General features: G+C 40.7%; 12 protein-coding genes. 6 read left to right on the top strand and 6 right to left on the bottom strand.

Annotation, left to right across the window (positions count from 1 at the left end; all coding sequences use genetic code 11):
- Positions 1-11: 11 nt before the first annotated feature.
- The 4 genes from catC (at position 12) to ACLCEG_RS00890 (ending at position 2,861) form a co-directional block, all read left to right on the top strand.
- Positions 12-302 (top strand): muconolactone Delta-isomerase, encoded by a 291-nt coding sequence (gene catC, locus ACLCEG_RS00905; RefSeq protein WP_060466463.1) that lies wholly within the window; start codon positions 12-14, stop codon positions 300-302.
- Between the two features lie 160 nt (positions 303-462).
- Entirely contained in the window at positions 463-1,383 is a 921-nt protein-coding gene (catA, locus tag ACLCEG_RS00900) for a catechol 1,2-dioxygenase (protein ID WP_019458831.1), read from the top strand.
- A 134-nt stretch (positions 1,384-1,517) separates the two neighbouring features.
- A complete protein-coding gene (locus ACLCEG_RS00895; protein ID WP_019458830.1) occupies positions 1,518-2,189 on the top strand; it encodes a 3-oxoacid CoA-transferase subunit A in 672 nt (223 codons plus the stop codon).
- An 18-nt stretch (positions 2,190-2,207) separates the two neighbouring features.
- The gene (locus ACLCEG_RS00890) at positions 2,208-2,861 is read left to right on the top strand and encodes a 3-oxoacid CoA-transferase subunit B (protein WP_004792076.1); all 654 of its coding nucleotides are present in this window, start codon (positions 2,208-2,210) and stop codon (positions 2,859-2,861) included.
- Here ACLCEG_RS00890 and ACLCEG_RS00885 read toward each other — a convergent pair.
- Entirely contained in the window at positions 2,852-2,977 is a 126-nt protein-coding gene (locus ACLCEG_RS00885) for a hypothetical protein (protein ID WP_410565067.1), read from the bottom strand. The genes ACLCEG_RS00890 and ACLCEG_RS00885 overlap by 10 nt on opposite strands.
- 337 nt (positions 2,978-3,314) lie before the next feature.
- Between ACLCEG_RS00885 and pcaF the strand changes: the two genes are divergently transcribed.
- Positions 3,315-4,529, top strand: coding sequence for a 3-oxoadipyl-CoA thiolase (gene pcaF / locus ACLCEG_RS00880; RefSeq protein WP_410565064.1), 1,215 nt, complete (start codon positions 3,315-3,317; stop codon positions 4,527-4,529).
- A gap of 10 nt (positions 4,530-4,539) precedes the next feature.
- Positions 4,540-5,319: a 3-oxoadipate enol-lactonase gene (pcaD, locus tag ACLCEG_RS00875; protein WP_410565062.1), complete on the top strand. Its 780-nt coding sequence runs from the start codon at positions 4,540-4,542 to the stop codon at positions 5,317-5,319.
- 62 nt (positions 5,320-5,381) lie between these two features.
- Here pcaD and ACLCEG_RS00870 read toward each other — a convergent pair whose 3' ends face one another.
- From ACLCEG_RS00870 to ACLCEG_RS00850, 5 genes are all read right to left on the bottom strand, one after another.
- The gene (locus tag ACLCEG_RS00870) at positions 5,382-6,869 is read right to left on the bottom strand and encodes an NAD-dependent phenylacetaldehyde dehydrogenase (RefSeq protein ID WP_410565059.1); all 1,488 of its coding nucleotides are present in this window, start codon (positions 6,867-6,869) and stop codon (positions 5,382-5,384) included.
- Between the two features lie 33 nt (positions 6,870-6,902).
- The gene (locus ACLCEG_RS00865; protein WP_410566522.1) at positions 6,903-8,120 is read right to left on the bottom strand and encodes a hypothetical protein; all 1,218 of its coding nucleotides are present in this window, start codon (positions 8,118-8,120) and stop codon (positions 6,903-6,905) included.
- Between the two features lie 144 nt (positions 8,121-8,264).
- A complete protein-coding gene (gene tynA / locus ACLCEG_RS00860) occupies positions 8,265-10,580 on the bottom strand; it encodes a primary-amine oxidase (RefSeq protein ID WP_079393533.1) in 2,316 nt (771 codons plus the stop codon).
- A 208-nt stretch (positions 10,581-10,788) separates the two neighbouring features.
- Positions 10,789-11,703, bottom strand: coding sequence for a transcriptional regulator FeaR (gene feaR / locus ACLCEG_RS00855; protein ID WP_004708584.1), 915 nt, complete (start codon positions 11,701-11,703; stop codon positions 10,789-10,791).
- Positions 11,704-11,900: 197 nt separating this feature from the next.
- Complete coding sequence (locus ACLCEG_RS00850) at positions 11,901-12,857, bottom strand: p-hydroxyphenylacetate 3-hydroxylase reductase component (protein ID WP_410565057.1); 957 nt, start codon at positions 12,855-12,857, stop codon at positions 11,901-11,903.
- Between the last annotated feature and the right edge of the window lie 14 nt (positions 12,858-12,871).

Raw genomic sequence — 12,871 nt, 5'->3', positions numbered from 1 at the left:
AGGAGTTTCCCATGTTATTTCATGTACGTATGGATGTGCATATTCCACTTGATATGCCAGCCGACAAAGCAAATGAAATTAAAGCTGTTGAAAAAGCTTATTCGCAAGAATTACAACGCCAAGGTAAATGGCGTCATATCTGGCGTATTACAGGCCAGTATTCAAATATCAGTATTTTTGATGTTGAGAGCAATGAGGAATTGCACAACATTTTACAGGGCTTACCTCTCTATCCATATATGGACATTGAAGTGATGGCACTTAATCGCCACCCTTCTTCTGTTCGTGATGATGATTCGTAAACCAAAAGAATTTTTTAAATGTGATCTCTGAAGTCCATTTAAAAACCAAGCAGATTATTCAGAAGGTAACAAGGAACGTGGCGGCACTTATTCGCTAGCAAAACAAAATGCCCGCAGCGCTGCCACCCAAAACCGTATTGCATACTTAAGGAGTTTTAGTATGAACCGTCAACAAATTGATGCGCTTGTAAAACAAATGAATGTCGACACTGCTAAAGGTGAAGTCGATGCACGTGTTCAACAAATTGTTGTGCGCCTTCTCGGGGATTTATTTCAAGCCATTGAAGATTTAGACATCCAACCTTCTGAAGTTTGGAAAGGTTTGGAATATTTTACCGATGCAGGCCAAGCAAACGAACTTGGACTTTTAGCAGCTGGCTTAGGTTTAGAGCACTATCTTGATTTACGTGCTGATGAAGCTGATGCAAAAGCTGGCGTTACGGGTGGAACACCACGTACTATTGAAGGCCCACTTTATGTAGCTGGTGCGCCTGAATCTGTTGGTTTTGCTCGTATGGATGATGGTACTGAGTCTGGCAAAATTGATACCTTAATTATTGAAGGTACGGTAACCGATACTGATGGCAATATCATTGAAAATGCTAAAGTTGAAGTATGGCATGCTAACAGTTTGGGTAACTACTCATTCTTTGATAAGTCTCAATCTGACTTCAACTTGCGTCGTAGTATTTTGACTGATGCAGATGGTAAATATGTTGCATTAACCACGATGCCTGTTGGTTATGGTTGCCCGCCAGAAGGTACAACTCAAGCCCTTCTTAACAAATTAGGCCGTCATGGTAACCGTCCATCTCACGTTCACTACTTCGTTTCTGCGCCAGGTTTCCGCAAGCTGACTACTCAATTCAACATTGAGGGTGATGAGTACTTATGGGACGACTTTGCCTTCGCAACTCGTGACGGTTTAGTGGCAACAGCAGTTGATGTAACTGACCCTGCTGAAATTCAACGCCGTGGTTTAGATCACGCTTTCAAACACATCACATTTAACATCGAACTTGTTAAAGATGCCGCTGCCGCTCCTTCAACTGAAGTTGAACGTCGTCGCGCTAGTGCTTAATTGAAAGTGTATGTGAGTTAAAAGTTCGCTTTTGACTCACAAAATTTACTCCATTTATTACTACCATTAAGAATTTCAATAAATTTTTAGCGGTAGTAATACATCACGTTACCTCATGCTCTAAGGTTTCTCACATGATTGACAAAAGTAAGTCCTCACTAAGCGAGGTTCTATCGCAAATTAAAGATGGTGCAACCATTCTAATTGGTGGTTTTGGTACCGCAGGACAACCCGCTGAACTCATTGACGGTCTTATTGAACTGGGTATTAAAGATTTAACTATTGTCAGCAATAACGCCGGTAATGGTGATTATGGCTTGGCTAAACTGCTTAAGGCTGGTTCGGTTAAAAAAGTGATTTGTTCTTTCCCTCGTCAGTCAGACTCTTATGTGTTTGATGAACTTTACCGTGCTGGGAAAGTTGAGCTTGAAGTGGTTCCACAGGGTAATCTGGCGTGTCGTATTCAAGCTGCTGGTATGGGTTTAGGTGCTGTATTTACACCAACAGGTTTTGGAACACTTTTAGCTGAAGGCAAAGAAACTCGTCAAATTGATGGTAAAGATTACGTACTCGAATATCCGATCAAGGCTGATTTTGCCTTGATTAAAGCCTATAAGGGCGACCGCTGGGGCAATCTGGTTTACCGTAAATCTGCACGTAACTTTGGCCCAATTATGGCCATGGCTGCAGATGTCACGATTGCTCAGGTTTCTGAAGTGGTTGAACTCGGTGGCCTAGATCCAGAACACATCATCACCCCAGGTATTTTTGTACAGCACGTTGTACAAGTACAGCCCGCACAGTAAGCAATAAGGAGAAATAACATGAGCTACCAGAAACTCAGCCGTGACCAGATTGCAAAACGTGTGGCACAAGATATTCCAGATGGTGCCTATGTGAATTTGGGCATTGGCTTACCAACCAAGATCGCTAGTTACTTACCTAACGATAAAGATATTTTCCTTCATTCTGAAAATGGCCTGTTGGCTTTTGGCCCACCACCAGCGGCAGGTGAAGAAGACCCTGAACTGATTAATGCGGGTAAAGAGTTCGTGACCATGCTTGAAGGCGGCAGCTTTTTCCACCATGGCGACTCCTTTGCCATGATGCGTGGTGGTCACCTTGATATTGCCGTGCTTGGCGCATTTCAGGTTGCAGCGAATGGTGATTTGGCGAACTGGCACACGGGTGCTCCCGATGCGATTCCTGCCGTGGGTGGTGCGATGGATTTGGCTGTAGGTGCTAAAAAAGTATTTATCACCACAGACCATGTGACCAAACAAGGTGAACCGAAGATTGTGGCTGAGCTCACTTATCCGGTTACAGGTAAGCACTGCGTAGATCGTATTTACACCGATCTTTGTGTGATTGATGTGACCAAAGATGGTTTAAAGGTGATTGAGAAAGTGGAAGGTCTTAGCTTTGATGAGTTACAGGCTTTAACTGGTGCAACTTTGATTGATGCGACTCAAGGGTAAGGTTTATACAGCATCCAATTACGAGTTAAAGCAAAAGTTTTGAGTAAAGCGGTTACGAAAATGTATTCGCTATCGTGACAGGCGACATGGATGTCGCCCGTTGGACAGGGAGGCATGGAAGCCTCCTCTGTTCAACAAAGGTTTTTGTTACTTTTGACCTTTCAAAAGTAAGGTATTGCTTATACAACAGACCTACGGATATCACAGTAAATTGCAGCCGTGATGTTATTCATTGATATGAAAATTTATAAAGCATCTCAACGGAGTCTTATCTGTTTAAGCCAGATGCCACCAGCTAATTCGTGTCACTTTTTAAAAAAAAGTAACCAAAAACCTTTGTTACTCAGACACAACTTCCCTGTTGTGCTGAGCAACACGGCGACATCCATGTCGCCACCGTGAAATATCTACGGAGAATGGCTAAAAGGCCTGAAGTAAAGGACGAAAGTTAGAATGAAAAACGCTTATATCATCGATGCCATCCGTACCCCATTCGGCCGTTATGCCGGTGGTCTTGCTCCTGTCCGTGCCGATGACCTTGGTGCTGTGCCGATTAAAGCTTTAATCCAGCGTAACCCAAATGTAGATTGGGAACAGGTCGATGATGTGATCTATGGCTGTGCCAACCAAGCCGGTGAAGATAACCGTAACGTTGGCCGTATGTCAGCACTGCTTGCAGGTTTGCCGTATCAAGTACCAGCAACCACCATTAACCGTTTATGCGGTTCTTCACTCGATGCCATTGCCATTGCTGCCCGTGCCATTAAAGCAGGTGAGGCAAACTTGGTGATTGCAGGTGGTGTGGAAAGCATGAGCCGTGCACCTTATGTGATGGGTAAGTCTGACAGTGCTTTTGGCCGTAGCCAGAAGATTGAAGACACCACCATGGGATGGCGCTTCATTAACCCGAAACTTAAAGAATTGTATGGTGTAGACACCATGCCCCAGACTGCCGAAAACGTGGCTGAACAGTTTAACGTGAATCGTGCAGATCAGGACCAGTTTGCCTTGGTGAGCCAACAACGCACCGCAAGCGCGCAAGCCAAAGGCTTTTTTTCTAAAGAAATTGTGGCAGTTGAAATCCCTCAGCGTAAGGGGGATGCTGTTGTGATTGATAGCGATGAACATCCACGTGCATCCACCACACTTGAAGGCTTAAGCAAACTTAAACCTGTAGTTAAAGCAGATGGCACAATCACTGCGGGGAATGCTTCAGGGATTAACGATGGTGCAGCAGCTCTACTGATTGCTTCTGATGAAGCAGTTCAAGCTTACAACCTCAAACCGCGTGCCAAGATCATTGCTTCAACAGCAGTGGGTGTAGAACCACGCATTATGGGCTTTGCTCCGGCACCAGCGATTAAAAAACTACTTAAACAAGCCAACCTGACTTTAGATCAGATGGATGTGGTTGAGCTAAATGAAGCCTTTGCTGCACAGGCTTTGGCCGTGACCCGTGATTTAGGTTTACCAGATAACTCTGACAAGATAAATCCAAACGGCGGTGCCATTGCTTTGGGTCATCCACTTGGTGCATCAGGTGCACGCCTCGTAACTACAGCCTTAAACCAGCTTGAGCAAACAGGTGGTCGTTATGCCTTATGTTCAATGTGTATTGGTGTAGGTCAAGGTATTGCTTTGATTATTGAACGTGTTGAAGCACTTTAAGGAGAAACACATGCCATCTTTTCAATCTGCCGATGCACAAATCAACTATCAAACCTTTGGCGAGCCATCTTCCCCTGCTCTGGTGTTTTCCAATTCTTTGGGCACCAATTATGGTATGTGGCAAAAACAGTTTAATGAGTTAAAAGATCAATTTTTTGTGATCTGCTATGACACTCGTGGTCACGGTTCATCATCTACGCCTGACGGTCCATACACTATAGCGCAACTAGGTGAAGACGTTATCCATTTACTTGACCATCTAAATATTAGCAAAGCTGCTTTTTGTGGTATTTCTATGGGCGGTTTAACTGGTCAATGGCTGGCAATTCACTACCCTGACCGTTTTAGTCATGTAGTTGTGGCAAACACTGCCGCTAAAATTGGACAAGAACAGGCATGGCTTGACCGTGCAAAATTAGTACGTGAGCAAGGTTTACAGCCAATCGCAGCCACAGCAGCTTCGCGATGGTTTACAGATCCCTTTATCCAAAGTCATGCTTCAATTGTCAACAACCTGTGTAACGACTTAAGTGCTGGCAGCGCAATGGGTTATGCCAATTGTTGTGAGGCTTTGGCTAAAGCGGATGTCCGAGAGCAATTAAAAGATATTAAAATTTCTGTATTGGTGATTGCTGGAACTCAAGACCCAGTAACGACTGTTGCAGATGGTGAATTTATGCAGCAACGCATTCCACAATCACAACTTGCAGAAATAGAAGCATCTCATATTTCCAATGTAGAACAGCCTGAAACTTTTAATAAAATCCTAAAGGATTTTTTATTAGGTTAATTTAATGATTCAAAAAAATGGCCTATAGGGCCATTTTTTATATCTGCATTTAGTTTTTAAAATTAATACCGAATCATCACCGATTTTAATTCGGTGTAATCTTCAATAAATGCATCTGAAAACTCTCTGCCAATTCCTGAAGCTTTTACCCCGCCAAATGGAACTGATGGGTCTAAGAACGTATGCATATTGACCCACAAGGTCCCTACTTCAATCTTAGGAATTAAACGCAAAGCTTTAGATAAGTCATTTGTCCAGATACTTGCGGTTAAACCAAAGCGCGACTGATTCATAAGCTGAATAAGTTCTTCATCAGTTTCGAATGGCATTACCCCGACTACTGGACCAAAAGTTTCCTCTGAAAATAAAGGATCATCCGTATTTTTAAAGGAAATTAAAGTCGGTTGTACAAAATACCCTGTCTGATCTAAAGCCTCACCTCCAGCAATAATCTGGTTGTTGGCTTTGGCCATATCTAAATAATGTTTCACTTTATTAAAATGTGGCTGATTAGAGAGTGGACCAAACATACTTCCCTCATCCATAGCCGATCCAATTTTGAAACTAGAGAGTGCTTTAGAGAGTTTCTCGACAAGTTCATCATGTTTTGTATGGTGTACAAAAAAACGCTCTGGCGATGCACAAACCTGACCTTGATGTACAAAAGTTGCTTGCAATAAAGTCGGCAAAATTTCATCAATATTTGCATCAGCTAAAACGGCAATCGCATTTTTTCCACCCAATTCCAGACTGACACGGGTTAAATCTCTGCTCATCGCGAGTTTACCAATCGCAATGCCGGTTGGAACTGAACCTGTAAATGAGACTTTCTTAACGAGCGGTGACTCAATTAAATATTGCCCTGTATCGCCCTTACCTGTAACCACATTAATCACACCTGCCGGAATACCTGCCTCAATGGCAAGTTCAGCTAAACGTAATAAAGATAAGCTGGCAAACTCACTTGGTTTAAGCACAATGGTACAGCCAGTTGTTAAAGCTGAACCGATTTTCCATACACCAATCATGAGTGAAAAATTCCAAGGCACAATCCCTGCAACCACGCCAATTGGTTGTCTTAAAGTAAAGGCCGTATATTTCTCACCTTGCATAGAAGGAATAGAAGGTTGCATGGTTTGGCCATTAATTTTGGTTGCCCACCCTGCAAAATATCTTAAGAAAATAACAGATTGTGCCACTTCAAGATGGCGGGAAATATTGATGAGTTTTCCAGTAGATAAAGTCTCGAGCTGAGCAAGTTCTTCACCATATTGCTCAATTAAATCTGCTAACTTGTTTAGTTTAACGCCACGTTCATACGGCGTCGTTTCAGCCCAAGCATTTTGAAAAGCATTTTCAGCACTTTTCACGGCACTTTCAACATCGTGTTGACTACCAATACTAATTTGAGCAACCACTTGTTCAGTCGATGGATTTACAATATCTACTTTATCTAAATGCTCAGCAGCAACTAATTTTCCATCAATAAAATGTCCATGTTGACGCGCCATAAATTGCTGTACGCTTGCTAAAATCTGTACTTCACTCATTTTTATTTCTCTCAATTTATTTAAAAGGATCTATTAGTAGATGTATTGCAGAATCAACTGCGCATACACATTGGCTTTGTCATCGTAGTTTTGAGTGCCGCCACTCTGGATATCGTGTTTTGGTTTATAGAGTCCAACCAACGGAATAACGTTAAGTTTTTTATTGACGGACCAAACCGAGAACACATCCAGCTCATGTCCATCCACATTACTTAAAGACTTATTTACTGTTGTGAACTTATAGGCCAAAGCACCTAACATGAAATTTTCTTTTAGATTCATACTGTAAGAGACTTGATGGATATCTGCATTTTTATTGAATGGGCCAGCATAATTTCCAGCAACCTCTCCCTGAAACCATGTGCCAAAGCCGACTGTATTTCCATAAAACATGGGGTCGTATTGGTCTGAAAAATGGCTAAAACGGTAACCTAATGAGGGGGTATATTTTGAAGATAAAAAGTTATAGTTCAGTGCTAAGTACCCAGCATTTTCGTGGCTATCTTTTTTATCTTGAACCACAAACTCAGTTTTAACTTGTAGCTCTAGTAAAGGTTGATAATTCAAACGTAAAGCATAGTTTTTAAGGTCTTGTCGTCCTGAAGTCTGTTCATCATCTTTAAGGTCTAATACGTTTAAATAGGTAAACCCAACACCCTTATCTTTAAGCTGATACATCAGATCAGTCACAAAGAGTTCAGGTGAAAATTGTGCTTTATTGTCTGACTTTAAATAAGCCAGCTTTAACGTTGTATTCTCTTGCGGTTTGTATTGAAGCAAACTTGTAAAATCGAAGCTTCGACGAGCTGCTAGATAATATGCCCCGCCCCGATCTAATGTGCCGTCCGCAGGAACTTTACCGAGATTTAATGCATCACCCGCAATGAAGAACCCATCACCAATCATAATATTTTGTCGACCTATACTTAAATCATAGGCCCTTAACTCATCTTTATTGGTGCCGTCTTTAAAACCAATGATCCATTCATTCACATCTGTTTTACGTTCTTTGCCATTACTATTTTGGCCGGCGTCACCATCACCAAATGTTGCCGAGCTAATACCACTTAGGCTTGCATAGAGCTGATTGTTTTTAAAGGTGTAGTTTCCCTTCGCACCATATTTAAGATGACCTTCTTGCCAATTGATTCTTTCATCCTCTAGGTTTTCACCGTTATAGCTTTTACCGCTACTAAAGGCCCCAAAAGTTGCTTCAAAAGTTGGCTTAATTTCAAGCTCACCCGCATGCACAGTTGAAAAAAATGAGACAAAGAGAGCCCCTCTCATAACCTGAGAAAATAAATTTTTCATTGAGAAATTCCTTTTTTGCGAACGGCCTAACCGTGCTCACGTATGGGTAACTTATTCGTTACCCATACTCGTTCATGATGATCTTTAGTGATGGTCGTGCTGCGTGTTTTGCTCGTCTTCACCCAAGTTTAAAGTCGGGGTGTTGTCAAAGAAGTTCCAAGGTTTGATTAGGGTATAAACCCATTCTGTCGGCATAATTGGCCATTCTTCAGCACGTGCCACATGGGTTGTACCTGTTGTCATCCACACCACAAGGTCTTTATTTTCAATATTTTCGTTGTTGCCAATAAACTGGCCTAAACCTGTATCATGAGTTGAGCGATTTGAATATTTCCCTTCAGGGTAGCGTTCATCTGGATTGTACTGTGTCACCCAAATTTGCTTATCCATAAAGTTCAAACGTTTAAATAACCATTCATCTTTAGCAAAATTGGCACCCTTCGCCACAGGGTGTGTTCCCCCTGCAAAAGGAATAATTTGATAAGAAACCGGATTGCCTAATTTATTTTCCTTGTTGAAATTGGTGAGTAAGCGAATAGTGGATGGATCAAATTTTTCAGCCGCATTTTGCTCATTGGTAATGACTTTACTGTCAATTTGCATTGAGCTTGTACGAACACCACCTTTGTCATTGGCTTTCACCACAGGATCCATATGCATAAAGCTGTTATTTTCACCATCGACATCCATATCTAAGCGGAAGTTATAGATGTGCTGATGCGTTGTGCCCACAATATTATGGTCAATTAAAGTTCCATATTTGGTGTCTTCTTTGGCAGTACTGTCATGCATGGTGCGTGATTTAACGCCTTTAACAGCTTCAATACCGGTTGCACCCGCATTAATCCCAATTACACCATTTTGGGAAAATACCCAGTCAAACATGTAATCGTAGTTTCCAACCGTACTAATCCAGCGCACGACAAGTTCACGGCGTGCTTCACTGGCATCTTGGTTACCAAAAATTTCGTGATGTTTATATTCAGGTCCGGCATAACGTTCAAACACAGCAATGGCATTTGGAATTACTTGTGGTTGGCCTTTATAGTCTGCAATCACGGCATCAAGTAAAACAGCGTTGTCGGGTGCATCTGTTCCAGGAAGAATAGATGATGTGAGCGTTCCCATCCCATATTCGCCAGAGTCCAAATAAGATTTGAAGTACCAACCAATATCAGGGTCGCCATATGGAACCACCATTCCACCCAAGTTACCTTCATACATGACTTTACGCTTCACACCTTTATCTTTATAGGTCACTGTTGAAAGCTGCAAGCCAACACGAGAGTCTAACGCCACATGCAAACACCAATTCCCCCAATGTATGGTTTGGCCAGTAATGCTAAAGTTCTTACCCTCAGGTTCAGTAATATTGAGTGGTTTTAGCTTACTTGCTACGGGCTTATTCGACATATAAGGTCGATTTGCCATTGGCACAGGAATGATCGCGCCTTCTTCAATCTTAATAATTTTTTCTTTATCTAAATCAACTACAGCAACTAAATTTTCAATAGGATGTGCCCAGTAGTTACCATCCCCTACATCTAGGTAAGCGACAACTTTTAATATATTGAGTTGTTTATCAAGTCCATCTTTACCGCCAAAATATCCAACAGTTAGTGGTGTAGCAATCACTTTCTTCACATCACTAATGCCACGTTTGCGTAACGCGTCTTGATATTCTTTACTCGTCTCAATTACACGCTGTACGGCTTCAAAATTATCGAGCAGCACCATTCCATGAGTGTCTTTAAGGACATTCCATTTGGTAACTTGTTGAGTGTTAAGATTAACTTCACCTTCAATCGCTTGACTACCCTTTAATAAAATAAATGAGGCAATACGATCTTCTTTAAATTCTTTGTGATTAATAAAGTAATCCCAAACTTTTGCTTTTTCAGGCTCTTTAAGCTTTAACTCGGCAAAACGCATATTTTTATAGGCATATTTCGAGCGGTTAATCACATCAAATGTTTTTTTAATTTCGTCAGAATTTAAACTGTTGAGCGGATGAAAAGTATTTTCAACTTTAAAGGTTTGATCTAACCCAGACTGGAATACTTCATTAAAAAAATCTTTTCCAATAACAGGTTTACCCTCTTTAATTAATAAAGGCACGCTGAGCTTGAAAGGTTTGCCATTTATCAAAACCTGATCTGAATTGGGTTTGGCTCTTACCACGATAGAGCCTTTGGTAATCATATAAGTATTGGTAAAATCGTCTTTGACAACTTTAGCACCTTGCTCACTCATGTTTTGATAAAGTGAGACCATTTCGGCCTTGCCACCATGCGCAAACGCTTGAGTATTGAGTCCCCAAAAGCTTGCAGCGATTGATAAGTTAAGTGCCAGTATTTTTTGTATGTCATTCAATAATCGTTGTTTACGCATTGGGTTCATCCTTTTCATCTATCCCTGAACTATCTGAATCAGATAGTTAAAATGCACTTCCTGTGAGTGAAATTTATTAGACCAACTTAATAGTTTTATGGTTATTAAGCTTATCTAACCTGCTCTAATGAATTTAATTTCAACACAGTTACATAGGGCTAGCTTGTTCAAGAATGACGTCGGATTTGTCTAAAAATGACATTGAGAGATGAAAGAATTAAACCGACATACCCTCTCTAAATTCTTTAGGAGAAATACCATAAGTCTTTTTAAAGATTTTTGAAAAATGAGCACCGTCCCAAAAACCCCATTTCAAGGCAACTTGGGTAATTGAGCTTTGTTTATTTCTTTTATCAAGCAAATCTGCTTTGACTTTTTCTAGGCGTTTGAGCTGTATATATTTGTTAATAGATAAATTTTCTTGAAGAAATAGACGGTAAAGATGACGTAGCGACACCCCAATGTGCTCTGCAATTAATTTAGGGGTTAAGTCAGGTTTTGCTAAGTTTTCTATAATATAACGCTCAGCTTTTTCCATTAGATTATTTGAGCTATTAATATTTTTATAATTAATTGTCGGTTTGATTAAGGCTATCAGTGCATCTTCAAAAGCATTACCGTCTTCGGTTGCGTACCAAAGTTTGATGTTTTCAGCAGACATATTTTTCAAAATATTCTTGAGTAAAAAACCACTCATATTTTGCGTAATCAGTTTTCCAAAATATTCAGTACTAATATTTTCTTTAAGTAATTTTTCACGCGAGAGGTGTACTGAAATCTGACTTACCAAACCTTGCGGATACATCGAAATTGTTTCGACTGGGTCGACCAACACAATATCGCCTTCATTTAGGCTTAAGGTTTCATTTTTATACTCAAGCAGCATTTTTCCCGAATACTGCAAAATCAAAAAACAAAAACGATTATTCACTCGATCGATTTCATCGGCCTTTCGGACAATTTTATTGGCATTGTTTTTGATAAAAGCAATTTCGGTATCGCCCAATAAAAAGCACTGAACTTCACCAATGAATAAATTACGGGTTCCGTCAAAATCGGTTTCAAAATTGCCGCACACACTTTTTATATGGTGCGTCCATGTGAGTAATGCATCGCTTACATATTGGTTCATCCCTTACCTCTCTATACATGTGCAACCGCTCAAAATTTTGCGTTTGTGATGGTGCACTGTCTTGGCTTTTTACAATCTTGTTTTATTAATAAACAAATTGTGTGCCAAAAATTCCTTATCCTTGGAATTGTTTTGATGATAGTCAGCTAGATGTAAAGAAGCTGATAAATCAATTCAATTTATCAGCTTAATGGGACTTATGCTACTCCTGCAAAATCTCGCAGCATGGTAATAAAAATATCCTTTTGTTCCTCAGAATATTTTTTAAACACTTCATTTTGGTGGCTATCGGCAATATCAAACAAATACTGTGCCGTTTGTTTACCCTTTTCCGTCAGTGCATACAAATTATCGTGATCAACCAATAAACCTTCAAATTTTAGAATTTCAGCTGATCTTTCAACTTCCTGCATTGGCATAGCAATATCGCGCGGTAAATCTTCCTTACTTGAAGCAGTACCACTGGCTAAAACGAGCAAAAGACGTGATTCACTGGTCCGGAAACCCGAAGCCATTTGCTTAGGAATATAGTCAGTTTGATACGCTTTAAAAGCACGGCTCATCAAATAGCAAACATTATTATATAAGTGCCCATAATGTGTTTGGTCTACGCCGTTATCTTCAGTTTGCTTAACTTGAAGGCTCGGATGCGGCATGACACAAGAATATGCGCCTTGATGGTAGACCAACGGGCTTCGGCCTTGGTCATGGAAACGAACCACTTTGCCAACAATAATCCAGTGGTCACCGCCTTCAATCACTTGATAGCGTTCGCACTCAAACACCGCAGAGCAATTTTCTAAAATGGGTGCACGTCCTGCACCAAGTTGAAAATTGGTGTCTGCAAATTTATCAATATTACGTCTCGAAAACTTATTAGATAGCTCAATTTGCGTGCCTGATAAAATATTAACTGCAAAATGTGTCGCGTCTTCAAATACTGAAAAACTTGACGATTTTTTATCAATACTCCACAAAATAAGTGGTGGGTCGAGCGATACCGAGTTAAAACTATTTGCAGTTACACCAACTTTCTCACCTTGTGCATTTTGTGCGGTAACAATGGTAACGCCTGTTGCAAAATTTCCTAATGCCCGTCGGAACTGTAGTGGATCAACCGTAAACTCATCTATTTGTTGTAATACATTCATCATCTTTCTCCTAAACC

The organism is Acinetobacter sp. H1(2024) (genome assembly GCF_046557555.1).
In the GTDB taxonomy this organism is placed as follows: Bacteria; Pseudomonadota; Gammaproteobacteria; order Pseudomonadales; family Moraxellaceae; genus Acinetobacter; species Acinetobacter seifertii.
Note: the sequence above shows the minus strand (reverse complement) of the source record. Positions and strands in the feature narration are given on the sequence as shown.